The sequence below is a fragment of the Daejeonella sp. genome, from assembly GCF_036405355.1.
Lineage (GTDB): Bacteria > Bacteroidota > Bacteroidia > Sphingobacteriales > Sphingobacteriaceae > Daejeonella.
The window spans coordinates 18,006-43,456 of record NZ_DASWXT010000030.1; the positions used below are offsets into that span (position 1 = coordinate 18,006).

The following is a 25,451-nucleotide window of genomic DNA, read 5'->3' on the forward strand; positions in this document are numbered from 1 at the left end:
GATCTTCTACGCGCAGCCAGGGAGGGCCCTTAAATTGAAAAATGAATGTTCCAGGGGAGTTGAGCCGGATAAGGAAGCAATTTTTATGACAAAGGGAGAATTAGAATGCGGGTATTCAATTTGAGAGTACAGATTTGAAAGGGAGTTTTAAACCAACTCATCCGATAACAATGATCTCGGCAGACTTTCAAGATAATCAACACTTAGTGAGCTGGTCAGGAAGTCGACTATAAAGGGATATTTCTTTGCACGCTCGGAATCTACCTCATCAATTGAATAGGAGGTAATGATCACTTTGGTATTTTTACAATGCGGATAGATTTCTGAAGAAAATCTATAAAGAAATTCCCACCCGTCCATAACTGGCATATGCAGATCAAGCAGGATCAGACCCGGAAAATTGTTCTGATTTTCAGTATTCCCATTAATCAGGCTTTTATAGTACTCCAAACCTTCGAAACCATTGAATACGGTTATTACTTCTTCTGTAAATTTAGATTTATTCAGAATCTGTTTTTGAATCCACAATGTAACTTCATTGTCATTGATACAAAGCACCTTTTTTAATTGTTCGTAAGGCATATTCTAAAATATTAACAAATCCTGCACTTATATACGGAATTGCGCCTGCGAAAGTTTCATTAATGATAAGCTTTAATCCCTTATCGAATCTCTGATTTATCTGTGTTTTATATTGAACCGAAGAGTGTAAATTCTTTGCTGAATTTGCTATTTTTGGTAAACCCTACCGATGAAGAGACTGTTATTGCTGTATTGTTGTTTCCACGTTCTTACAGCGTTTGGTCAGAATGGTGCTGGAGTTAGCCGGAGGACCTTATTTAAGCTGCCTCAGGGAATAAGTCAAAAGGACTATTTACCGGATGTGATCATCGTTAAATTCCGCAAGGGGACCACTGCAGCTCAGATACGTTCTGCAGCTTCAGCTTCAAGTTTAAGAAATCTGAATATCAAAGCTTCCGACCTTAATATTAATCAGCTTTTTAAAAACTCAGTAAAAGCAATCAGTTCTGAGGCGGTTCAGCGAATGGCAATTAAAGATACGGTTGGGATTGACAGAATTTATGAATTGAGATTCAGTTCAAATCAGGGAATTGAGAAATTGATCAATGAATTACTGAAGAATCCCAATATTGAATACGCTGAGCCAAGCTACGTTCACTATGTTTCCTATACTCCCAATGATCCCCTTTTTTCTGGTTTTCAAAGCCAGCTCAAGCAGGTGAAGGCGGAGCAGTCATGGGATCTGATTAGAAATTCTTCCAACACAATCATTGCCATTGTAGATACAGGGACTGATATGGATCATATTGATCTGAAAGCAAACATTATATTTCCGGGAATTGACCTTGTTGGTTTAAGTGGGTCTAACCCGCAGGTGGATAACAACCCTGATGTAAGCAGTGATTCAACAGATCATGGGGTAAGTGTTAGTGGTATTGCCTCGGCTGTTTCAGATAATGGACTTGGTATTGCAAGTATCGCTTACAATGCTAAATTAATGATTGTAAAAGCATGCGCTGATAATAATGCCACAGTTATTTACAAAGGTTATGAGGGGATTAAATATGCGGCGGATAATGGCGCCCATATAATTAATTGTTCATTTAGCGGACCAAACAGTTCCTCCTTTGGCCAGGATATTGTGAACTATGCTATATCAAAAGGAAGCCTTATTATTGCTTGTGCCGGGAATTCCAATAGTTCTGCACCAGAATATCCCGCAGCTTATGCAGGCGTACTCGGAGTGTCGGCAGTGGATATGAATGATAAAAAGAATGATTTTTCAAGTTATGGCAGCCATATTTCCATATCGGCACCCGGAGTAGTTTATTCAAGCAAAAATGGCAATAAATATGGTCTGGTTGCAGGAACCTCTTTTTCGGCTCCGATGGTTTCAAGTGCAGCGGCATTGGTCAGGTCACGATTTCCGGCTTATGATATGTTTCAGGTAGCAGAGCAATTAAAAGTGAGTTCAGATAATATTGATCAGCTTAATCCGGGATATGCTGGGCAGTTGGGACATGGGCGGTTAAACGTATTCAGGGCACTTACTGAGACCTTACCTTCGATAAAATATCAGAAAATTACGTTTAACGATAAAGGTAATGGATCAATACCTGCTGGTGATACCTTATCTATTTTTCTGGATATCAAGAATTTTTTATCGCCGGCCACCGCACTTTCAATAAAGCTGCTTACCACTAATCCAAATGTTCAGATAATAAATCAGCAATATATGGTTAGTAGTATCGGGACAAAAGAATTGAAGACTATGATTGGGCCTTTTCGGGTATATGTCAGGCCTGGTACACCAGATAATGAACTTGTCAATTTCAGTATAAATTATTCCTCTGGTGGCAATTATCAAAGCACTGAGCAATTTCAGGTTCGTGTGGCCCGTGATTTTATGAATGTTAATGTAAATCAGGTCAGTTCTACCATTAGCAGTAATGGCCGTATCGGCTATGCTGATAGTGATGGAGAGGATGGTTTGGGATTTATCTACAAGTCTGAGCCTTTACTGGTGGAGGCCTCTCTGATGATTGGGAAATCTGCTTTGGAGGTTTCGAATAACACCAGGTCGGGTCTCGGTACTTCAGATGAACATTTTGTTAAAAAGCTCAGGGTTTTCAAAGATGATAATACCAAAGCCGCATTTCTGGGACATTCGGAGTTTGATGATTCGGGAAGTCCAAATCGCTTGAACCTGCATGTCAGGCATAGTCAGACGGCCTTTGCAACTGCACCGGATGATAAGTATATCATCTCAGAATATGAAATCCGTAATGCCGGGCAAACAGTATTAAATGGTATCTATGCTGGTCTATTTTCGGATTGGGACGTAGATCAGATTGCAAGGGATGTTACAAAGTACGATGCCGCAAACAGATTGGCTTATGTTTACGGCAGGCACGGTGGAACATATTATGCAGGAGTTAAACTTCTCAGTACGACCGGACAAGCTGTTTATTACCCCCTTGCGAATCAGGTTCAGGCCGATCCGATTTTTGCCGATGGTGAATTTAGCATTGCTGAGAAATATCAGACACTTTCTGCCGGAATTAAAAGTACAGGTTTGGGCGAAAATGTCCCTGACGGTTATGATGTTTTACTTGTCAGTGGCTATGGGCCGTTTACAATCCCGATAAATGGAAGTGTTAAGGTGGCTTTTGCATTAATAGGAGGAGATTCCCTTGCTGATCTTCAAGCAAGCGCTGTAGCAGCACAAATAAAGTATTATGAATTAAATAATTTTGAAAGCGCTGATGCCGAGGATGGATTTGTGCTCAGACAAAACTTCCCTAATCCGGGACTCGATCAAACGGTAATTGATTTTAGCCTGCGTCGCCCCGGTCTTACAAATCTGATCTTGTATAATGCAGCGGGTCAGCCGGTCAGAGAACTAATCAGAGATAATCTGGCAACAGGTTCTTATCGTGTTAATTTGGATCTTTCTGAACTTCAATCCGGAGTATACCTTTATAAACTACAGTTTGAAGGCAGGGAAAAAACTTTAAAATTACTGGTAACAAAATAGTTCCCCGGCAACACCAGATTTATCCTGGTTGCAATATAATCTATGTAGTGCTTTTCCATTTCCTATCCCTATTTCCTATTTAACAAAAGGATCACTCCATTTTTTGTCAGTATATACATTAGTCCCTGCAAGAGTTTCAAGGAAAGAAACCACAGCATTTATCTCATTTTCTGTGAGATTTAATTTCTGACCGATACCATTTGGAGCCAGTCTGGGGTCGAGATTTGGATTTTGGGCAGGATTAAGATTAATCGTGTTATAGTGATTAATTACCGCCCTTAATCCTCCAATTGCCCCCGTATGCATCATGGGGTTGTTTACTCTTCCGTCTGTTCTGGTAAGATCGCGTAAACTGGGTGCTCTGGTATTAGTAAAATCTCTGTTTGTGCCATTGGCCTGACCGATAATTCCATTATTCCTGCTATTGGGGTCAATATCGAATTCAGGTGCGTTATGACAGGCATTGCACCCCAGTCCGCCAGCAATTCTGCTTGAATTTGAATCAAAAACAGGTGCTGCAATAAATAAATTTTTGCCGGCATTTTCTGCCTGAGTAAAATTCGGAAAATTTTGATTGTCGTTCGCCACCAATGCCCTGCCTGCATCATATTTTGAATCAAAAGACTGAATGCTTCTGATAAACTGAGCCAGGCATTCCTGAATTCTGGCCTCTGTTACATTAATATCAGTATAGGCAAACTTAAACAGTTCATTGTAATAAGCAATTCCCTGTAATTTAGTAAGCAGGGTATTTAGTCCTGGTCTTCCATTCTGGCCACTGAAACCCAGTTCAGCGTGATCCTGAATCGGTTGTGTAATTTGGATTTCTAGACTCGCGGCACGTTCATCCCAAAAGAATTTGCGCTCAACAGCAAATCTTGAGTTCACAAGTCGCATGGAATGCCTTTGTGTAAGTCCGCCTGCTACACCTGAACTTACAATCTCAGGATCACTGAAGGCAAATTCCTGCTTATGGCAGCTGGCACAGGATATAGTATTGTTGATACTCAGATTTTTATCGTAGAAAAGTACCCTGCCAATTGTTGCTTTAATATTAGAAATTGTATTTGTACCTGTATTGTCCTTGATGATATATGCAGGCTTGGTTTGACCGGCATATTCTGCTAAATTGTTGAGATTAATATTATCACCGAAAGCAGTTTTAATTGCTTCATAAGTAAGCTGTATGGTTTCACTTTCCTTTTTGCTGCATCCGACGGCAAAAAATATGAAAATACTAATCGCACTTAAAACTTTAGGGATCGCTTTCATCTGTCGTGTTTATTGACATATACGAAAGATTTGTAATTCTGAGTTAAATTTAACGATGGTTATATATTTACCCTAAATGGGTAATTCCTGATGCTGAGAATAATGCAATTCAGGTATGGCTATTATCACGAAATTGTATTAAAGCAGGTTCTGCAGCGCGGCTCATAACTCTCCTTTTCGCCTAATAATATCTTCGATTCGCTCGGTACAGTACGGTATGAATAAGTTGCAGGTCCGCCACACTGCAAACAAACGGCATGTACCTTGTTTACCACTTCGGCAATTGACATCAGTTCGGGCATAGGGCCAAAAGGTTTGCCCTGAAAATCCATATCCAGTCCGGCTATAATTACCCGGATTCCTCTGTTAGCTAGAGTGTTGCATACATCAGGTAATTGATCGTCAAAAAATTGGGCTTCATCTATACCGACAACTTCAGTGTTTGAACTCAGGAGAAGGATTGAAGCGGCATTTTCAACCGGGGTAGATTGAATGGAGTTAAGGTCATGTGATACCACTGAGTTTTCATCATATCGGGTATCTGTTTTTGGTTTGAATATTTCAACGTTGAGTTTAGCGATCTGGGCACGCCGAAGTCTTCTGATCAGTTCTTCTGTTTTGCCTGAAAACATTGATCCACAGATAACTTCAATGCTTCCACTGAGCTCTTTTCTCCGCTTAAAATTGTGTTCACTGAATAACATTCTGCTTGTTTGTCCCTCTTTTTTCTTGCCACTAATATCCGATTTTTAATGGATTTAAGAGCACATAAAAGCGATTCCATTATCAATTTTAAGTCAATACATTTGATAAATGTGCTTATATTTGATTATGGCTTTTTTGCCATGATACTATTTTCAGGCTGATTCAACCCGGTCGGCCCCAATATTCGAATGAGAATGAATAAGAAAGAAATCTTTAAGAAAGTTGCCGGAATTATTGCAGAATTGAATGAGCAATATGAGTATTTGTCCCAGGATCCCGAAAATTTGAATGAACTTGAACTTGAGCTTTTTGCTGCCAATGCAGATTTTTTATCCGATCATATTACTATTCTTCAGAAACTTAATCATAATTCGAAACCGCAAATCCCTGAACCGGAACCATCTGTAGCTGCTGAGATCATAAGGCCTGAGCCATTTGTCCGGGAAGAGCCTGCTGAGAATCTCGTGATTGAAGATGAAGTAACTATTCCAGAGTGGAAATTTGAGATCAGGGATGAAGCTATCCAGTCATTCGATTTTGAAGAGAAGGCTGCGCATGACTTATTTGATCGCCCGCTTACCGAAGCGGAAATAGAAGTAATTGAGCAGAAAACACAGTTGAAAGTCCAGCCTGAGAATGATTCTGAAATAGAAATTAATGAATCGTTAGAGTCAGAAAAAATTGAGGAAGCACAACCTGAAGCTAATTTAAATCCTGTGTCCGGAGTATTTGAAGAAGATAGTATTCAGGAACCTGCTAACATTAATAAAGAGTCTGATGTTGAAGAGCAGCCCCTTACAATCAATGAGATACTTGCATCTCAGGCTTCCCAAAGGACAGTCTCGAGCCAGTTTGCTAAACAGCAGGTTAAAGACCTGAAAAGCCTGATCAATCTGAATGACAAATTAGTATTTGTAAGAGATCTTTTCAACGGCTACAGTCTGGCTTATAGTGAAGCTATCGAGATATTGAATCGTTTTGAAAGTTTTGAGTCTGCTGATAATTTCCTTAAGCAAAACTATTCTTCCAAGAATAACTGGGCTGAGAAGCAAAATGTTGCAGATAAGTTTTACAAAATTCTGAATCAGCGATTTTCTAGATAATTCCCATTCGGTTAGAATCAAATTTAAGTAGTATAAACAGCAGGATAGTAAAACTCCATAGGGAAGATCCTCCATAGCTTAAAAATGGGAGAGGGATCCCTATCACCGGAATTAATCCGATGGTCATTCCAATATTGATAAAAACGTGGAAGAACAATATTGAGGCTACGCCATAGCCATAAATCCTCGAAAAGGAAGATCTCTGACGTTCTGCAATATTTACTATCCGTATCAAAAGGAACAGATATAAACTGATCACAAGGAAACAGCCGGCAAAGCCCCATTCCTCACCAACAGTACAAAAAATAAAGTCGGTACTTTGCTCGGGAACGAAATCATATTTGGTTTGTGTGCCCTGAAGATATCCTTTACCCCATAGCCCCCCTGATCCTATGGCTATTTTAGATTGATTTAGATTATATCCTATTCCACGGGGGTCATTTACCTTTCCAAGAATAACATCAATCCGGTTTTTTTGGTGAGGTTTTAGAATTTTGTTGTAAGCAAAATCAACAGAAAATATAAATAAGACAGAAAAAATAAATCCCGAACCGATGATGGTTAATGATTTTCTGCTTTTACGATAAAAGTAGATTAGGGTAGCTGCCAGGGCAATAACACCAACCAGCACTACATATTTATTGTATAAAACAGTAAGCACAAAAAGCACTATTGAAAGCCCTTCAATGACCAGAAAATAGCCTGATAGTCCCTCGCGATACAATACCAGTATAAGAGAACTGAAGGTCAGTGCAGAACCGGCATCAGGCTGCAATAAAATAAGTGCAGTTGGAAGAAGTATGATGAATGCCGCAGTTATCTGGGTTCTGAACTCCTGCACTTTAATGGTACCCGAGCTAAGGTATCTGGCAAGTAATAAGCAGGTAGCAAATTTAGCAAATTCTGAAGGTTGAAGCCTGAAACTGCCTATAGGAATCCAGGCCTGATTTCCTCCTACATTACGACCGATGATCAAAACAAGAACCAGGAGTAGAATGGTAATGCCATAAAATACCGGAGAAAAGGTATTGAAAAATTTGTTGTCAAACAGCAGAATAGCGAAGCCTATTATGAATGCTGAAATAATGAAGATCAGTTGTTTGCCATAATTTGTATCCAGATCAATTATACTTGGATTCATTGGATCATAAACCGCAGCATGGATATTGAACCAGCCAATAATGCAAAGGGTCAGATAGGTTAGTATGATAAACCAGTCTACATTAAAAAAGAGGCTGCGTTGATTATTCATTTGATTTTATCTTCGCTTCTGTTAAAACTGTTTTATTTCCGGTGCTGTCTGAATCCTGTTTTCTGATTACTTTACCTGAGCCCGGGAGCAAATTCGCATCAATCAGCCGATCCATATAGGCTTTTGGTCTGTTGATTTGTTTAGTTATATACTTCTCAACCATTAGGCTGGCAATTGGTGCCGACCAGGTTGCTCCGAACCCTGCATTCTCTACGACTACTGCAATTGCAATTTTGGGATTTTCTCTGGGTGCAAAAGCAACAAAAACTGAGTGATCTTTTCCATGCGGGTTTTGTACTGTACCAGTTTTACCACACATTTCAATTTCCGGAATTCGTGAGTACCAGGCTGTACCACTGGGCTGGTTTACTACCGCACTCATTCCATCTATAATCACATTGAAATACCCAGGATCAATACCTGCACTATTCTTTTTGAGAAATTCTTCTTTAATGACATGCTTATCACCAATTGCCTTAATAAGATGTGGTTTATAGAAAAATCCGCGGTTGGCAACTATGGCCATCACATTTGCCATTTGTAGCGGAGTTATTCCTAATTCCCCCTGACCAATTGATAAGGATATCGTAAAAGCAGAGCCCCATTTGTCATTTTTAAAGCGCTTGGTGTAGTAATCGGCAGTAGGCAGGAGTCCATTACGTTCTCCCGGCAGGTCAATTCCCAATGCAGTTCCAATTCCAAAAGCAGAAACGGCTGTCCGCCATTTCTTATAGGCATTTACTGGCCGCATACCTGCCTGATCAATCATTCTGGCATAGGTATAACCATAATACGTATTACACGACTCTGTAATTGAACCTTTCAGCCCAATTGATCCATGGACGTGTGTACAGCCCATAAAACCCTGACGGCCATAACGGTAGCCTCCCGGACAAAAGAAATAAGTATTCTCATTAATTAATCCGAACTGCTGGGCAACCAGAGCGTTAACTACCTTAAAGATTGAACCTGGCGGATATTCTGCCTGAATTGGGCGAACAAACATAGGCTTGTATGTATCATTGAGCAGGGCCATGTAATTATTGCCTCTCTGACGGCCAACCATCAGATTTGGATCATAACCCGGACTGCTGACGAATGATAATATTTCTCCCGTTGAAGGCTCTATTGCGACGATACTGCCAATCTTGTTCTTCATCAACTGCTCTCCCAGTTTTTGAAGATCCTTGTCTAATGAAGAGATCATATGCTCACCCGCAACTGCCACAGTATCATATTTCCCATCTGCATAACTTCCTTTTGGTCGGTTTAAAGCATCAACCATCAGGTTTTGTACGCCCCGCTGCCCTCTTAATAATTCCTCATAGGACTTTTCAACACCAGTAATCCCATGATAATCACCCTGACTGTAAAAGCCTTTGGAATTCTCAATCACTTTTTGATTGACCTCTCCAATATAACCCAGAAAATGGGCTGCGATACTATCCGGGTATCTTCTAACTGTTCTGTTTTGAACAAAAAATCCTGGAAAATTGCTCAGTTTTTCCTGAAAGGAAGCATAAATCTGTACCGAAAGCTGCTTCTCAAAAATAGAGGCTTTGTATGGGGAGTAGGATCGGGCCTTTTTGAATCTCCTGTCAAATCCTTTTTTATCAATCCCGATCAGATTACAGAATTCAATTGTATCGAATGGCTTTACTTCCCTCGGAATAATCATCAGATCATAAACAGGCTCGTTTTGTACGAGGATATTTTCATTCCTGTCAAGAATAACTCCGCGTGCAGGATAAATTGGTAATCTTCTGATTACATTATTTTCTGCAGACAGAATGTACTCATCGCTGATTACCTGTATATAAAACAGACGCATGAGCAGAATTATGGTTATGGCGATGAAGATTCCCTGAACTACAAACTTTCTCGCAAAAAAACTATTCATTAATTCTGATCAAATAGAAATTATTATTTCTTCCTCTACAAGTAAAATTTCAATAACAGAATGATTAGAATAAACTCCTCTAATCTTTGTTTATATAACCGTAAAAGTAAGAAAGAATTTATTCTGCAGGCATATGCCCCATGTAAATATTTAAATCTGTTTCTCAAGTTGTATAATATGGTGATTAAATCTCCATCATGATAACTTTAAAGTAAAAAACACCATTAATACAATAAATTATGCCATAATTGGCTAGGTCTATTAAGTATCTTTGTAAATATGAAAAGTGATATTCCTGTTTATGACATAAGTTCTTTTTCGGAGTTCAGGCATGAAGATATTCTGGTAGCCCGTTTATCTGAATATTGGGAGACTCATAAAGATCTTTATTATTCACATCGTCACAATTTTTATCATATTGTTCTTTTTAAAGAAGGTAAGGGTACTCATAGTATTGACTTTCAAACATTCCCTGTGAAGGCAAATCAGATGTATTTCATGATTCCAGGGCAGGTTCATAACTGGAATTTTGAGGGAGCAGTTGAAGGTTATGTTATAAATTTTTCCATTTCTTTTTTTCAATCATTCTTATTAAAGCCTGAGATTCTGGATGATTTTATTTTTTTCAGTGGCGTTGCCTCAGATTCTGTGATACAAGTGCCGGATGAACTTGAATCGAAGGTTAGGTCAATTTTTGATGAGATACTGGATGAAAGCTTAGGAAACAGGTTATCCGGACTTACTCTCGTTCGGGCTTTGCTGATGCAAATTTTTATTCTTGTATCACGATTAAATAGCTTTCCGCATCATGAGATAGTTACTTCCCGGAATCATACTCTCCTGAAAAACTTTAAAGTGCTTATTGAGAAGAATTATGCTGATCTGAAATTGCCGAAAGAATATGCTGAACTCTTGTTTATTACTCCGAACCATCTGAATGCTTTATGCAATCATTTATTGGGAAAATCGGCAGGTGAATTGATCAGAGACAGGCTGTTTCTGGAGGCTAAAAGACTATTAATGAATCCCGACCTGACTATCAGTGAGGTTTCTGGTCATCTTAATTTTGTAGATAATTCCTATTTCAGCAGGGCTTTTAAAAAAAGTGCTGGGATTAGTCCCGAGGAATTCAGGAAAAGAAGCTTAAATAATCAATATGAATCCGAAATGCTTGAAATAAGCATTAAACACAAAGAGCAATGTTAATTTAATCATCAAAGCTTTAATCTGACCAAAGAAAATAATAAAAAATAAACAGATGAAAACAAACCATCCAGTCGATGAACCGAAGACGGTTTCGCAAATTAATGCTGTTATCAACTCTAAATGTCCCAGATGCCGGAAGGGTGATATGTTTGTAAATTCTATGTATGGATTTAAAGCCCAGAAAATGCATACAAACTGTCCGCACTGTGGTTTGAAATACGAACGGGAATTAGGGTATTTTTATGTTGCGATGTTTATCTCTTATGCATTAAATGTTGCACAAATGATATTGGCAGGAATTCTGACTTACCTGATCACAGGAAATACGGAGAGCCCATGGTTATATATGGCTACAATTTTTCCCATTGTTCTTATACTTGCCCCTTTTAATTTCAGATACTCGAGGGTATTACTGCTTCATTATATGACTCCCGGTTTGAATTATGTTCCCGCAATGGGAGCAGACGCGAAAGTATAAAGATCCAACAAAAAATTACCTGATTTTCTTGCGGAAGAAGGCAAACTCAGTAATCAGAATCAGGAAAACTGTAAAAAGAGTGCTCAGAACAACGCGAATCAAAGTGAAACCAAATTCTGAGAGTTTGAAGGTTTCGAAACTGAATAAGATCAGATGGTGAAAGAAGGTCAGGATGACCGCATAAAAGATAAACCATCTGAATCCCATTATTCCGAGGCTGGGTTCTGGTTCATTGTCAAAACCATCGCGCTGAACAGTTACAGAAATAAATACAATTCTTACAAAAGCCATTACGGTACAGGCAATAGCATTCAGGCCGAGTGTGTCGTAAAAAACATCGACAGTAATACCAGTAATAAAGGCCAGCAAAAATAGGAGTGCATTCGGTATTCCGAATGGGAGCAGCAGAATAAACAGTATATAGAGATATGGTATACTTAGATTATAATACCCAATATTCTTAAGCAGAAAAACCTGAGTTGCAATCAGCACAATAAAACGGATACTATTTATAATCAATGCCCGTCCCATTATTCGATTTTATTTTGAGCTTCCAAATTCAATTGTTCTTCTGAAAGCAGATTAATAATTACATAAACGTATTGTAATTTTGCAAAATCGGTATCCAGCTTTACCTGAATGTTGAGTGCACTGTTTCCATCCCGTGTATCTGATTCACTTACATAACCGATATTGGTGCCGGGAGGGAAGAGTGAATACTCTGAAGTAATTACTCTTGCCCCCTTTTTAATGGTCAAATGGCTTTGGATATCTTTGAGAAGGGCAAATCTGGAGTCATAATTTCCTTCTCCCCATACCAGAGAGCCTATGTTTCCATCTACGCTTGCACTGATTTTAGTTTCTGTATGGAGAAGGGAGCGTACTGTTGAAAAATTCTCGGAAACATTCAATACAATACCGACGACTCCGCTTGACGCAATAACACCCATTCCTTTCCTTATCCCATGCTTGCTACCCCGGTTGATTGTTAAATAATTATTTTTTTGGTGTACCGAATTATTGATCACTCTGGCTACGGTGTAAGTATATTGTTGCTGAAGTACGCTATCTTTTACAGTTACCTGTTTGACGCTATCATCATAATAAGAGGATTTAAGGAGATTTCTAAGCCTGGCATTCTCTTCTGCCAGACTATCGTTGGTCTTTCCTAAAACGAGGTAGCTGCTGAATTCATTTACCCGTTCATAGGCAGCTCCAACTACCTGATTAGATGAGTTCCATACACTGGCACGCTGATATGAATTATTATTGATCAGCAGGATCAGTGAGATGGTGAAGAAGATTACGAGCAAAAAAAATGCGTTGTACTTACTTATGAAAAGCCAGAGGTTACGCATACTTTAAGTTGTAGGTTATAAGTTGTAGGTTATAAGTTTTAATATTACCGGAGTCTGGAACCTGATTCAGAATAAATATTTAAAAGTTTAGCCAATTCCATGTATGATCTACTGAAATTTGAATACTTGATATAGATGCTTATTGAGTAGGATTTAGTACTTAAAACTTATTACTTACTACTTAAAACTCTATTGCATTAAAAATTTAAAGTTTCCAATATTCTTTAGGGCGATGCCTGTTCCCCGTACTACTGCACGCAGTGGATCTTCTGCTACGTGTACAGGAAGTTTGGTTTTTGCTCCAATACGTTTATCTAAGCCACGTAATAATGCACCGCCGCCTGTTAAATAAATACCAGTCTGATAAATATCTGCAGAAAGTTCAGGAGGGGTGATCTCTAATGCTTTTAAGATTGCTTCTTCTATTTTTGAAATCGACTTATCAAGACAGTGTGCAATTTCGGTGTACGAAACTGTGATTTGCTTAGGTACGCCGGTCATCAAATCACGGCCTTGCACAGCATAGTCTGCAGGTGGATCCGATAGTTCAGGCAGAGCAGCACCAACTTCAATTTTGATCTTCTCTGCTGTACGATCACCAATCATGATATTATGTTGTCTACGGATGTATTGAACGATATCGCTGTCAAAATTATCCCCTGCTACGCGGATAGACTGGTCGCAGACAATTCCCGAAAGTGCAATAACTGCGATCTCTGTAGTTCCGCCACCAATATCGATGATCATATTTCCCATAGGCTCCTCCACATCAATACCAATACCCACAGCGGCAGCCATAGGCTCATGGATCAGGTAAACTTCTTTTGCCCCTGCAATCTCGGCAGAGTCGCGCACCGCACGCTTTTCAACTTCTGTAATACCTGAGGGGATACAGATAACCATACGAAGGGATGGGAAAAACCAGCCCTTACCATTGTTTATCATTTTAATCATTCCCCTGATCATATATTCAGCCGCATTAAAGTCGGCAATTACTCCATCTTTTAATGGCCTGACAGTTCGGATATTATCATGGGTTTTACCCTCCATCTGCATGGCCTGTCGCCCGATAGCAATAACTTTATTTGTAGTCCGGTCAAAAGCCACAATTGAAGGCTCATCAACCACAACTTTATCATTATGTATTATAAGAGTGTTTGCTGTACCAAGGTCAATTGCAATCTCTTGTGTAAACCAATTAAATAATCCCATTAGCTATTTCTTATCGTGTTGAAAATGTATTTACTAAGATAAACTCTTTTATCAATCATGGTAGTATAAAACCTGATGATTTTATTGAAAGAGTTCTATTAATGTTTAAAATGTCTGATGCCTGTAGTGACCATGCCCACACCCTTGGCATTCGCCATATCAATTGATTCCTGATCTTTAATGGATCCTCCGGGTTGTAAAATCATCACAACTCCTGCGTCAGCAGCAATTTCAACACAGTCGGGGAATGGAAAAAATGCGTCTGAAGCCATAACGCTTCCTGCAAGATCAAAATTAAATGCCTTTGCTTTCACAATAGCCTGTTGAAGTGCATCGACACGGGAAGTTTGACCAACACCGCTTGCAATCAAACAAGAATTTCTGGCAAGTACAATCGTATTAGATTTGGTATGTTTTACAATTTTATTTGCAAAGACCAGGTCTTTTACTTGTTGTTCAGTCGGTTTACGCTCAGTAACAGGTTTCATCTCTGCGGCTGTTTCCATCAGCATATCTTTGTCCTGTTCAATTACTCCATTCAACAATGTTTTAAACTGTTTGGAGGGCAGTTTAACATCGTTTCTTTTTAGCAGAATACGATTCTTCTTAGTAGTTAATATTTGTTTTGCAGACTCTGCAAATGAAGGGGCAATAAGGACTTCAAAAAATAGATTATTGATTTCAGCAGCTGTTTCTGCATCAATTTCACGATTGCAGATCAAAACTCCCCCAAATGCAGAAACGGGGTCGCAAGCCAGCGCTGCTTTCCATGCCTCAACTATGGATTCATTGCTTGCAATTCCGCAGGCATTGGTGTGCTTAAGTATTGCAAAAGTTGGTTCTTCAAACTCATCGATCAGCGCAACTGCAGCGTCTACATCAACAAGATTATTGTAGGAAAGCTCTTTGCCGTTTAGTTTGTCAAACATTGCATCCAAATCTCCGTAGAAGACACCATTTTGATGTGGATTTTCACCATAACGAAGGGTTCTGGCCTTTTGTTCACTGTATTTGAAAACGGTTAAAGGATCTTCCTGATTAAAATAGTTAAAAATCGCTGTATCGTAGTGAGATGAAACATTAAATGCCTGACGTGCAAATGCTTTACGGTGACTAAGTGTGGTATAGCCCCCGTTATCAGTTAAAATATCGCCTAAAGTTTTATAGTCGTCTTTAGAAGCTATGATTACCACATCATTGAAATTCTTGGCTGCAGCACGTATCAGAGATATTCCTCCGATGTCAATCTTCTCGATGATATCGGCATCAGAAGCTCCTGATCTGAGAGTCTCTTCAAAAGGGTAGAGATCAACAATTACCAGATCAATTTCCGGAATTTCGTATTGCCCGATTTGGGCTTTATCTTCCTTGTTTTCCCGGCGGTTCAAAATGCCTCCGAAAACTTTTGGATGCAAGGTTTTCACCCGTCCGCCCAGAATTGATGGGTATCCGGTCAGATCTTCAACAGCAATCACATCTATACCAAGTTCGCGAATAAATTTTTCAGTACCTCCGGTGGAATAAAATATCACACCCTGTTCATGTAACTGGCGGATAAGAGGTTCTAAATTATCTTTATAATAGACTGAAATTAAGGCGTTTTTGATCTTGACAGGATGGCTCATTGATATTTAATTCTAAAACCGCAAAGATAGTTTTTTTGATCGGTTTGCTATGAAATTTTAGTGAAAAATCTGCAGCTAATTATGATTTATAATAAGAGGCAAATAGAGGAGTTTTTTGAAATATATTGGTTTTTTATTGATTTGTTTATGGCCGGGGGATGTTAAATTAAGACTTCATCTTTTTTAACAATTGCTCCACCACTTTTGGGTAGTGTAAATGCTCCAGTTGCTGTCCCTTGAATTTGAGCATTTCCAGATCATCACCGGGTTCTATTTTGAAACGCGATTGATGAATAATTTCACCTTCATCAAAATGTTCGTCTATAAAATGGATGGTTATACCCGACTCTTCCTCATGGGCATCAAGAATTGCCTGATGTACCCGGTCGCCATACATGCCTTTTCCCCCGTATTTGGGAAGCAGGGCAGGGTGAATATTGATAATCTTGTTTGGAAAAGCTTTTAATAGATTTTGTGGGATCAGCCACATGAAACCGGCGAGAACAATCAGGTCAATCTGAAGATTTTTTAAGAGATCAACTACATTGTTAGTTTTGTAGAATTCATGCTTATCAAATATATGCGATGGGATCTCAAAATTATCAGCCCGTTGTAAAACGTAAGCTTCAGGATTATTGGTCAGCACAATAACAACTTCAGCATCTATGTGTTTTTTGAAATGCTCCATAATCTTTTGAGCATTTGACCCTGACCCTGATGCGAAAATTGCGATACGTTTCTTCAAGATTGTTCTATTTTTAACAAAGATATTATTTTGGAGGTTTTATCGAAATGATCTTGATCAATTTGTCAATGATTGATGTTAGAATTAGCAAATTTGAAAATTAGCAAATGATTGAGAGTTCTTAATTAAAATCAATCAATATCCAAATCGATAGCTCCATTTTCAAATCACATCATCTTCAAATCATCAAATTCATTAGAGGTTCCCTCTTGCTTCCTGTTCTCTTTCCAAAGCTTCGAAAAGTGCTTTGAAGTTTCCTGCTCCGAAAGATTTTGCTCCTTTGCGTTGAATGATCTCAAAGAAAAGGGTAGGCCTGTCCTCAACTGGTTTAGTGAAGATCTGGAGTAAATAGCCTTCTTCATCCCGGTCGACCAGAATTCCTAAATTCTTGAGCGGTTCGATATCTTCTTCTATCTTACCTACTCTTGCTTCCAGATCATCATAATAGATAGTCGGAACCTTTAAAAACTCAACACCGCGATCCTCCAATTTGCTTACGGTATCTACTATGTCATTGGTTGCAATTGCTATATGCTGAACTCCTTCATCTCCATAAAAATCAAGATATTCTTCAACCTGCGAACGTTTTTTACCCTCTGCAGGTTCATTTATCGGAAATTTTACATAACCATTCCCGTTACTCATCACTTTACTCATTAAAGCTGAATATTCGGTAGAAATCTGTTTATCATCAAAAGTCAGGATATTTTTGAAGCCCATCACATCCTCATAAAATTTTACCCATTTATCCATCTGATTCCATCCTACGTTACCTACGCAATGATCAACATAAAGCAGTCCGGTTGGTTCCGGATTATAGGTGCTTTCCCATTTTTCATATCCTGGCATGAAAAGGCCATTATAGTTTTTGCGTTCAACAAACATGTGTACAGTTTCGCCATAGGTATAAATACCGCTCATCCTAACTTGTCCGTAATTATCTTCCAATGTTTGAGGATCCAGATAACTTTCAGCACCGCGGGAAGTGGTTTGATGGTGTGCATCGTAGGCATCATCAACCCAAAGGGCAATAATCTTAACCCCATCACCATGGCGGGTCAATTGTTCAGAAATGGGATGTTCCGGAAATAAAGGAGTGGTCAGCACCAGTCTTATCTTGTTTTGCACAAGAACATAGGATGCACGGTCTTTAACCCCGGTTTCCGGACCGGCGTAGGCCAGACTTTGAAAACCGAAGGCTGTTTTATAAAAATGAGCCGCCTGTTTGGCATTTCCTACATATAATTCTATGTAATCTGTTCCTTTTAGTGGAAGGAAATCTGTTGTCTGTATATCTGCTTCTATCGTTCCTGTTTTCATAATTTTAATAATTAATATTATTGTCCCAAATCACCAAATCTTCAAATTGTCAAATCAGCTTTCACTCCACATTCTCCTGCCAGCTTTTATGATAATTTTCATCCTCAATACTTACTGCGTAATCTGTTAGCATTAATGGTTTAAAGGGGTCGATCATCACTGCCAGTTCTTCTGTTCTCTCCTTTCCAATTGATTTTTCAACTGTACCCGGATGTGGACCATGAGGTATACCACCCGGATGAAGGGTTATCTGTCCCTTGACAACACTCTTGCGGCTCATAAAATCGCCATCCACATAGTAGAGAACTTCGTCGCTGTCAACATTACTATGATTATATAGCGCCGGTATTGCATCCGGGTGATAATCATATTTTCGCGGACAAAATGAGCAGATCACGAAATTATGGCCCTCGAAAGTCTGATGAACAGGTGGTGGCTGATGAATTCTTCCTGTAATTGGTTCAAAATCGTGGATCGAAAAGGCCCATGGATAATGAAAACCATCCCATCCTATAAAATCAAAAGGATGTGTGCCATAGGTATATGGATAGATCAGACCTTGTTTTTTAATCAGTATTTTAAAATCTCCGGCTTCGTCATGAGTCTCAAGATCAGCCGGGCGTTTGATATCGCGCTCACAAAAGGGGGAATGTTCCATTAATTGTCCCCATTCATTGCGGTAGCGTTTTGGGGTGCGTATCGGACTAAAACTTTCGATGATAAACAGCCTGTTGTCTTCAGTGTTGAATTCTATCTGGTAAATCGTACCCCGGGGAACAACAAGATAGTCGCCATATTCGAATTTTATCTTTCCGAAACCGGTCTTCAGGGTTCCGCTGCCCTCGTGGATGAAAATAACTTCATCCGCCTGACTGTTTTTGTAATAATAATCAGTCATTGAATGCCGTGGAGCTGCCAGAGATATATGAAGATCACTATTCACCAGCACTGGTTTACGGCTTTCAAGGTAATCATCTTCAGGTTTGATCTTAAAGCCAATCAGGCTCGTATGGCGAAGATGCTTTTCCCTCGCAATCTTCGGTTCAACGGAATAGGGTTCAGCCAGTTCCTTTACAATGGTAGGAGGATGGCAATGATAAACCAGGGAATAAAGACTTGAAAAACCCTCAGTAGAGACCAATTCCTCGGCATACAACACACCGTTTGCTTTGCGGAAGGCAGTATGACGCTTATGAGGAATAGATCCTAATGTATGATAAACAGGCATAAATTAGAATTTATTGGTTTTATAATTGGTATTACAAAGTAAGCGTTTCTTTATTGGAAACTGAAATATGTTTATTAGGGTATCTTTCTTTGTTTTTTTGGTGAATGAATAAAGGATAAGCAAAATTCATTAGTTTTGAATAGCTGCTAACCTAATTATACCTTTCATGAAATTGATTTCCTATAAAACCGAAGATCGCGAACACCTTGGCTTGTTCATTAACGGACATATTTACAATCTGAATTCCTGTGATAAGCTTATCCCCGATAATATGAATGAGTTTTTAAGTGGGGGAGAGGAGTTAATGGAACGGGCTAAAAAGGTTAATGAAGAGATTAAATCCGGGAAGCAAAAAGCAAAGGAAGAAATATTCTTTGAAGTGCTGGCTCCTGTACCACATCCAAGTTCCTGCCGTGATGGTTATGCTTTCAGGCAGCACGTTGCATCTGCAAGAAAGAACAGGCGGGTTGAAATGATTCCTGAATTTGATCAGTATCCTATATTTTATTTCACCAATCATAATTCTATTCAGGGTATGGGCGACGTTGAATGTATGCCTGATCATTTTGAAAAACTTGACTTTGAATTGGAGGCCGCAATCGTTATCGGTAAAAAGGGGCGAAATATCAGGGCATCAGAAGCCGATTCTTATATCGCAGGATATATGATCATGAATGATTTGAGCGCCCGTACCCTTCAGATGGAGGAGATGCTGCTCAATCTGGGCCCTGCAAAGGGGAAGGATTTCGCTACAGCAATTGGTCCCTGGCTGGTTACACCAGACGAATTGGCAAAATATAAAATACCTGCAAAACCCGGACATACCGGAAATGCCTATGCGCTTGATATGAAATGCTGGGTTAATGGTAAGGAAGTATCATCAGGATCAATGGCTGATATGGACTGGACCTTTGCGGAGATCATTGAACGTTGCTCTTATGGAGTAGATATTCTACCCGGAGATGTAATCGGTTCAGGAACCGTAGGAACCGGATGTTTTCTAGAATTAAATGGAACCGGATTACTGAATGATCCGGAATATAAATCGCAATGGCTCCAGCCGGGTGATATTGTTGAAATGGAAATTACCGGATTGGGACGTTTAACCAATACGATTAGAAAGACAAATACAGACTGGTCTATTTTGAAATTGAAGAAGAACAATAAACAGATAAATGATTAAAGAACAAAGATTAAGGACTCTTGGATGTAAAAATAAATCATATTAAGGTCTTTTTTCTTTAATCTTTGTTCCTTATTCTTTGTTCTTTAATCCTATAGTATGCTAACCATAAACACCGCCGATCTCAAGCCGGCTGAACTTCAGAATTATCTTCAATATGCGATCGCGCCAAGGCCGATTTGTTTTGTGTCGACGATTGATAAGCAGGGGAATGTAAATTTAAGCCCTTTCAGTTTTTTTAACATATTCAGTATCAACCCACCGGTCTGTGTGTTTTCGCCTTCACGCCGGGTGAGGGATAATACAACCAAACATAGCCTTGAAAATATTCTGGAAGTGCCTGAATGTGTGATAAATATCGTGAATTATAAAATGGTTCAGCAAACATCACTTGCCAGTGTAGAATATCCAAAAGGTGTAAATGAGTTTGTAAAAGCAGGGTTTACACAAATCTCTTCTGAACTGGTAAGGCCTCCTCGTGTTGCCGAATCTCCTGTTCAGATGGAATGTTTGATCAGGCAGGTAATTCCCCTGGGAGAGAATGCTGGTGCCGGTAATCTGGTTCTGGCAGAGATTAAAAGAATGCACATCAATGAAGACATACTCGATGAATCAGGAAAGATCGATCAGGCTAAAATTGATCTCGTTGCCCGTTTGGGTGGGGATTGGTATTGCAGAGTAGGGGTTGACAATTTATTTGAAGTTGAAAAACCTGTCCGCACACTTGGTATTGGAGTGGATTCCCTTCCCGCTTCGATCCGAAATTCAGAGATTTTGACTGGAAACAATCTGGGCCAGCTTGGCAATGTAGAAAACCTGCCATCTGATGAAGAAATTGCTGAATTCAGGGCAGATCCGGAGCTTAGAAAAATTCTTGATGCTACGATCGGTGATGCACAAACAAGGGAAAGAGAACTCCATCAGTACGCAAGGAGATTGCTTGAGGCCAGAAATGTTGGAGATGCCTGGAAGGTTTTATTGAGTTAGGAGGTCTGAGGTATGAAGTCTAATGTCTGAGGTCCGAGTTATGAGATACGATCAGTTATCAGTTGCAGACATACTCCTAACACATAACTCGCAACCCATACCAATTTATCAATTCAACTGTCAATTCTCAATTGTCTTACAGTCCCAAAACCTGTCTCAATTTCGGATAACCTGTTTTGCTGACCGGAATCTTTTCTCCTGACTTCAGAATTGCGAGGTGGGATTCTTTTTCATAAGGGTCAATTCTGGTAATTTCGTTGATTCTTACTATATAAGAACGGTGTACCCTGACGAAATCTTCTTCCCCCAATAGTTTTTCGAAATAAGCCATAGTTTTGTTCTTAAGAAATGATCCTTCAGGCGTGTGAATTTTAACATAATCATCATCCGCAGCAAGGAAAAGAATATCATTTACCGGGATGATCTTGATCTTGGTTCCTGTTTTAACTACTACACGCTCATTTCTGAGACTGGAGTTCTGAATATTATCCAGAAGTTGTTTTGTGTTTTGCTTTGGTTCGGCAACCTGTCGCTGATCCATCCACTTTTGAACGGCTTTATTGAAGCGTTCTTGGGTGAAAGGTTTCAGGAGATAGTCTACAGCGTGTTCTTCAAAGGCTTTAATAGCATATTCATCAAAAGCAGTTGTAAAGATTACAGAAGGGGGCTGTTCAATAAGTTCGAGCATCTCAAATCCGTTGATCTTAGGCATCTGAATATCCAGAAAGATAAGATCAGGCTCATGCTGTGCAATTGCTTTTACTCCTTCAAAGCCATCACTGCATTCCTGAACAATCTCCAGATCGGGCCAGGATTGAAGGTATTCAATAACTACTGAACGTGCCAGAGGCTCGTCGTCAATTAGAACTACTCGCATATTTATACCTGAGGAATTTTTACAATAGTTGTAAATATATGGCTATAAGATGTAGTTTCCAATAGGTCGGTTCTGCCAAATAATAGATGCAATCTCCTTTTCACACCGCTGAGTCCGAAGCCCGTTCCATGTTTAGGCCGGGTAGTATCCGGATCATATGGATTTTGAACAGTGATTTGAAGCTCATTCTCAAGGCATTCGGCAAAAATACTGATAGTAACTACACCTGTGGTGTCATAAAGGCCAAATTTTATTGCATTTTCTACAATGGGCTGAAGCAGCATTGGTGGAAGTAATTTTGATTTGCAAGCCTCATTATATGATATTTCTGTAGAGAGACGATGGCCAAACCTGACTTTTTCTATGTCAAGGTATAATTGTAAATGTTCCAATTCATCAATAAGCGAAACAGGCTGCTGATCCTCTTTTTTAAGAGTTCCCCTAAGAAAATCTGATAATTGATGGATCATTTTTCTTGCTTCTTCTGGTCTGCTGCCTATCAATGCAGTAATTGAGTTTAAACTGTTGAACAAAAAGTGGGGTTGTAATTGTTGTCTTAGATTATATAATTCAGCATCCCTGGCCAGAGTTTCAGCTTCAATTTTTCTTTTTTCTGTCTCTTTCTGATCCTCCTGTGTATACCAAACCACACTAACCATGGCCATCAGTCCGATAATAAGGAGCCCAATGAAGAAGCGGACAGGTAATGAGTTGTATAAAAATTCAGTGTAATGCGGGTCATTTAAAACAATGCTGTCTAATACCCAATTATTGACCAGCAGCCAGAGAGAAGCAAGAATTGAGCAATACATAAGCATGAGCAGATACCTGTTTTTCTCCGGCCGGTAATATTTCAGGTTATTTCCAATCAGGTAGCAGGCGATTGCAAGCAGTAAAATACTTACAGTACTGTCCAGTAATGATATCTGAAAACTGAATCCAAACCAAAGTAATATCGCTGTCTGAGATAAAATACTGGCAACAATACATTGTACAATGACCAGTAAGATCTTGCTTCTTGACAAAACCCCATTATTAGGATTTGGATTAGATTGTCGTTGTGACACTTGTTTGTTGATTTTGGCTTATCAATAATGCTTTTTGATTACTCATTTCAATATATTCTTCAGCATTACTCACTTCAAGAATATTACAATATATCTCAGATCCGTCCTTTAGTTCGTCTACCTGATAAAGCTCAGTCATATTGATAAAATCCCATCGGATAGCTGACCGATCCTTGTTTTCCATAATAAGCTTTTCTTCCCTGATAAGCTTCTGAGCTTTTCTAAGTGCTTCTTTCTCGCCAGAAGCACTGATCAGTCGGAGTTGTTCATCAAATTGTGGCTGGTGATTTCCATTGCCACAGGTAATTCTGAAAATAAGTTTAGCGATATACCAGTTCATAGCTGTATAATTTATAGGTTGATAGCTGTTGTTTTTTAACAGGAGAGTCTTTTGCTCAGGTTAAAAGCTCTTAATATCTATTCCTCCAAATATGGATGTACCTTCTATAACCAGAATCTTATCCGGAATTGCATTTAATTGAGGAGGGCGTTTGTCTTCAATCCCCCCGAAAATGGCTACCATTTCTGAATGTATAGTCCAGTTTGCAGGAACAATGATTTTAGTACCACCAAATACCTGTACAACTTCGATCTTTACCCTGCCTTTGATATCAGCCTGCATCAGATTGATCTCACAGCCTCCAAAGAAATTAACTATTTCTCCTCCCTGAAAATTCTTGGAGACAATATTCTTTTTTACTCCACCAAATATTGACACAGATTCAATTTTGTCTTCCGTTAATGGCCCGGAAGCAGGTCTTTCCTGAGCTTCCCCGGTAAAGTTTGTATCACTGTTCTCAGAGTCTACTCTTTTATCCCAGTTTGTAAAATCTTCAGACTTAAAGTCCTTCTTTCGGCCAAATACTAACCAGGTTCCAAGACCAATAATCAGGAATGGCCAGAAAAATCTGCCCAGTTCCATGCCCGGTATTATCTTATTGCTCAGGAATAATGCTCCTATGGCAATCGGCATAAATGCAGACGGACGATCATATCCCTGACGAGAGCCGATGAAAACACCAATCAGAATCATAAATACAGGCCAGCTGAAAATCCATGTTGGTATAAAGAAAATGTCTAAAGTACGCAGTAATAGTATGAACCCCAGGCCAAGTAAAACTAAGCCTACTAAGGCTTTACCTGATTTTTGATTTGAGCTGTTAGAATTTTGCATGGCTATAATATTTGATTCAAAACTAAGGTCTTATGATCTGATGTAAAATACTTATTAGGCGAGCTTACTGCTCTTCTCGGTGAATGTCGTAAAAATGTCGGTGAAAAATTAATTCAGTTGACAATTGATAATTAGCAAATGGTCTGTATATAATTTGCTCATCTGCTAATTTACTAATTTGCACATTTACTCATTTGCTAATTTACTCCTTATGTAAACATGTTTAATATTTCCTTTTCCAGATACCCTTTCATCAAATTCAAATTTATTCAGGTTTTTTATCAGGGGAAGTAGTTTAGGGTAATTATAATTCCTGGAGTCGAAATCAGGTTTCTTTTTCAAAAGTAAATTTCCAAGGTTCCCAAGATACGCCCAGCCATTCTCATCTTCAAGATCAGAAATACTGTCGCTGATCAGTTTGATAAGCTCTTTATCAATATTATTCAGCGGTGCATTTTTCTTCTTAAGGGGTTTCTTTGATTTTCTGCTTAATTGGGTTTCGTCAGATGCAGCTTCCTCCGTGCTGCTCTCTTCTGCACTCAGGATCTCGATATAGATAAATTTATCACAAGCCGTGATAAAAGGGATTAAGGTTTTCTTCTCTCCGATACCGATAACCATCATTCCCGCTTCCCTTAACCGGGTAGCAAGCCTCGTAAAATCACTGTCGCTTGAAACGATGCAAAACCCATCTACCTTCCCGGAATATAAAATATCCATCGCATCAATGATCATTGCACTGTCGCTGGCATTTTTACCGGTCGAATAGCTGTATTGCTGAATAGGGGTAATTGCATTCTCCAATAAAACTTTTTTCCAACCGGAAACGGTTGGTTTTGTCCAGTCGGCATAAATCCTTTTAAATGTGGGCGTACCGTATTTGGCAATTTCCTGAAACATGGGTTTTACATTCGCATAGGGGACATTGTCAGCATCAATGAGAACTGCCAGCCTGAGATCTTTGGTTATTTCCATGTTGATTTATATAAATGGGGTTACAACCCTTCTAAGGGGCTAAATAAAGGTAAGCCTTTTATTATTCATAGTTCATTTCATGTCTGATTAATATTTGTCTCAAATGGCAGAATAAAAATGGCTCGATGTTCTGTCTTCTCAAAATCATTTTGCCTATAGCTTTCTTAAAGGAAGAGGATTGCCGGCAGCTTCGGGAAGCTATTTTAAGTTTTAAACAGGTTATTT

The 25,451-nt window shown here is 39.2% G+C and carries 23 protein-coding genes; 6 read left to right on the plus strand and 17 right to left on the minus strand.

From position 1 onward, the window contains the following. Positions 1 to 147 precede the first annotated feature (147 nt). Complete coding sequence (locus VGE44_RS03575) at positions 148 to 582, minus strand: response regulator (protein ID WP_331076384.1); 435 nt, start codon at positions 580 to 582, stop codon at positions 148 to 150. A gap of 169 nt (positions 583 to 751) precedes the next feature. Between VGE44_RS03575 and VGE44_RS03580 the strand changes: the two genes are divergently transcribed. After that, complete coding sequence (locus tag VGE44_RS03580) at positions 752 to 3,559, plus strand: S8 family serine peptidase (protein ID WP_331076385.1); 2,808 nt, start codon at positions 752 to 754, stop codon at positions 3,557 to 3,559. Between the two features lie 75 nt (positions 3,560 to 3,634). Here the strand turns inward: VGE44_RS03580 and VGE44_RS03585 are convergent, their stop codons facing one another. Continuing rightward, on the minus strand, positions 3,635 to 4,831 hold the full coding sequence (locus tag VGE44_RS03585; protein ID WP_331076386.1) for a cytochrome-c peroxidase: 1,197 nt from the start codon (positions 4,829 to 4,831) through the stop codon (positions 3,635 to 3,637). Positions 4,832 to 4,956: 125 nt separating this feature from the next. Next, complete coding sequence (locus VGE44_RS03590) at positions 4,957 to 5,535, minus strand: thymidine kinase (RefSeq protein ID WP_324487353.1); 579 nt, start codon at positions 5,533 to 5,535, stop codon at positions 4,957 to 4,959. Between the two features lie 195 nt (positions 5,536 to 5,730). Between VGE44_RS03590 and VGE44_RS03595 the strand changes: the two genes are divergently transcribed. Beyond that, positions 5,731 to 6,639, plus strand: coding sequence for a hypothetical protein (locus VGE44_RS03595; RefSeq protein ID WP_331076387.1), 909 nt, complete (start codon positions 5,731 to 5,733; stop codon positions 6,637 to 6,639). Here VGE44_RS03595 and rodA read toward each other — a convergent pair. Together rodA and mrdA are read right to left on the minus strand one after the other, a co-directional pair. After that, complete coding sequence (rodA, locus tag VGE44_RS03600; RefSeq protein ID WP_331076388.1) at positions 6,632 to 7,891, minus strand: rod shape-determining protein RodA; 1,260 nt, start codon at positions 7,889 to 7,891, stop codon at positions 6,632 to 6,634. The genes VGE44_RS03595 and rodA overlap by 8 nt on opposite strands. Beyond that, on the minus strand, positions 7,884 to 9,791 hold the full coding sequence (gene mrdA / locus VGE44_RS03605) for a penicillin-binding protein 2 (protein ID WP_331076389.1): 1,908 nt from the start codon (positions 9,789 to 9,791) through the stop codon (positions 7,884 to 7,886). The genes rodA and mrdA overlap by 8 nt, the downstream gene beginning before the upstream one ends. A 279-nt stretch (positions 9,792 to 10,070) precedes the next feature. Here mrdA and VGE44_RS03610 point away from each other — a divergent pair, with 279 nt between their 5' ends. Together VGE44_RS03610 and VGE44_RS03615 are read left to right on the plus strand one after the other, a co-directional pair. Further along, a complete protein-coding gene (locus tag VGE44_RS03610) occupies positions 10,071 to 10,997 on the plus strand; it encodes an AraC family transcriptional regulator (protein WP_331076390.1) in 927 nt (308 codons plus the stop codon). Between the two features lie 52 nt (positions 10,998 to 11,049). Continuing rightward, positions 11,050 to 11,475 (plus strand): DUF983 domain-containing protein, encoded by a 426-nt coding sequence (locus VGE44_RS03615; protein WP_331076391.1) that lies wholly within the window; start codon positions 11,050 to 11,052, stop codon positions 11,473 to 11,475. 15 nt (positions 11,476 to 11,490) lie between these two features. Here VGE44_RS03615 and VGE44_RS03620 read toward each other — a convergent pair whose 3' ends face one another. The 7 genes from VGE44_RS03620 to VGE44_RS03650 all read right to left on the minus strand — a co-directional run bounded on the left by VGE44_RS03620 (position 11,491) and on the right by VGE44_RS03650 (position 18,963). Further along, positions 11,491 to 12,006, minus strand: a complete 516-nt coding sequence (locus VGE44_RS03620) for a rod shape-determining protein MreD (RefSeq protein ID WP_331076392.1) — start codon at positions 12,004 to 12,006, stop codon at positions 11,491 to 11,493. After that, positions 12,006 to 12,833 (minus strand): rod shape-determining protein MreC, encoded by an 828-nt coding sequence (mreC, locus tag VGE44_RS03625; RefSeq protein ID WP_331076393.1) that lies wholly within the window; start codon positions 12,831 to 12,833, stop codon positions 12,006 to 12,008. Before mreC ends, VGE44_RS03620 begins: the two co-directional genes overlap by 1 nt. Positions 12,834 to 13,022: 189 nt before the next feature. Further along, a complete protein-coding gene (locus VGE44_RS03630; RefSeq protein WP_305365637.1) occupies positions 13,023 to 14,045 on the minus strand; it encodes a rod shape-determining protein in 1,023 nt (340 codons plus the stop codon). 98 nt (positions 14,046 to 14,143) lie between these two features. Beyond that, positions 14,144 to 15,670: a bifunctional phosphoribosylaminoimidazolecarboxamide formyltransferase/IMP cyclohydrolase gene (purH, locus tag VGE44_RS03635; protein ID WP_331076394.1), complete on the minus strand. Its 1,527-nt coding sequence runs from the start codon at positions 15,668 to 15,670 to the stop codon at positions 14,144 to 14,146. A 166-nt stretch (positions 15,671 to 15,836) separates the two neighbouring features. After that, on the minus strand, positions 15,837 to 16,415 hold the full coding sequence (purN, locus tag VGE44_RS03640) for a phosphoribosylglycinamide formyltransferase (protein ID WP_331076395.1): 579 nt from the start codon (positions 16,413 to 16,415) through the stop codon (positions 15,837 to 15,839). Positions 16,416 to 16,610: 195 nt separating this feature from the next. Further along, positions 16,611 to 17,735, minus strand: a complete 1,125-nt coding sequence (gene hppD, locus VGE44_RS03645) for a 4-hydroxyphenylpyruvate dioxygenase (RefSeq protein ID WP_331076396.1) — start codon at positions 17,733 to 17,735, stop codon at positions 16,611 to 16,613. Between the two features lie 61 nt (positions 17,736 to 17,796). Beyond that, positions 17,797 to 18,963 (minus strand): homogentisate 1,2-dioxygenase, encoded by a 1,167-nt coding sequence (locus tag VGE44_RS03650; protein WP_331076397.1) that lies wholly within the window; start codon positions 18,961 to 18,963, stop codon positions 17,797 to 17,799. Between the two features lie 166 nt (positions 18,964 to 19,129). On the opposite strand from VGE44_RS03650, the gene VGE44_RS03655 reads away from it, so the two are divergent. Then, positions 19,130 to 20,146 carry a fumarylacetoacetate hydrolase family protein gene (locus tag VGE44_RS03655; RefSeq protein ID WP_331076398.1) on the plus strand — a complete coding sequence of 339 codons (1,017 nt, stop codon included), beginning with the start codon at positions 19,130 to 19,132 and terminating at the stop codon, positions 20,144 to 20,146. Between the two features lie 99 nt (positions 20,147 to 20,245). Beyond that, complete coding sequence (locus VGE44_RS03660) at positions 20,246 to 21,133, plus strand: flavin reductase family protein (RefSeq protein ID WP_331076399.1); 888 nt, start codon at positions 20,246 to 20,248, stop codon at positions 21,131 to 21,133. A 136-nt stretch (positions 21,134 to 21,269) separates the two neighbouring features. Here VGE44_RS03660 and VGE44_RS03665 read toward each other — a convergent pair whose 3' ends face one another. The 5 genes from VGE44_RS03665 to VGE44_RS03685 form a co-directional block, all read right to left on the minus strand. Beyond that, positions 21,270 to 22,010 (minus strand): LytR/AlgR family response regulator transcription factor, encoded by a 741-nt coding sequence (locus VGE44_RS03665; RefSeq protein ID WP_324488324.1) that lies wholly within the window; start codon positions 22,008 to 22,010, stop codon positions 21,270 to 21,272. Positions 22,011 to 22,012: 2 nt separating this feature from the next. After that, a complete protein-coding gene (locus VGE44_RS03670) occupies positions 22,013 to 23,077 on the minus strand; it encodes a sensor histidine kinase (RefSeq protein WP_331076400.1) in 1,065 nt (354 codons plus the stop codon). After that, positions 23,058 to 23,417 carry a DUF4288 domain-containing protein gene (locus VGE44_RS03675; protein ID WP_331076401.1) on the minus strand — a complete coding sequence of 120 codons (360 nt, stop codon included), beginning with the start codon at positions 23,415 to 23,417 and terminating at the stop codon, positions 23,058 to 23,060. The genes VGE44_RS03670 and VGE44_RS03675 overlap by 20 nt, the downstream gene beginning before the upstream one ends. A gap of 60 nt (positions 23,418 to 23,477) precedes the next feature. Then, complete coding sequence (locus tag VGE44_RS03680; protein WP_331076402.1) at positions 23,478 to 24,251, minus strand: LiaF transmembrane domain-containing protein; 774 nt, start codon at positions 24,249 to 24,251, stop codon at positions 23,478 to 23,480. 186 nt (positions 24,252 to 24,437) lie between these two features. Further along, positions 24,438 to 25,226, minus strand: coding sequence for an NYN domain-containing protein (locus VGE44_RS03685; protein ID WP_331076403.1), 789 nt, complete (start codon positions 25,224 to 25,226; stop codon positions 24,438 to 24,440). Positions 25,227 to 25,451: the final 225 nt, after the last annotated feature.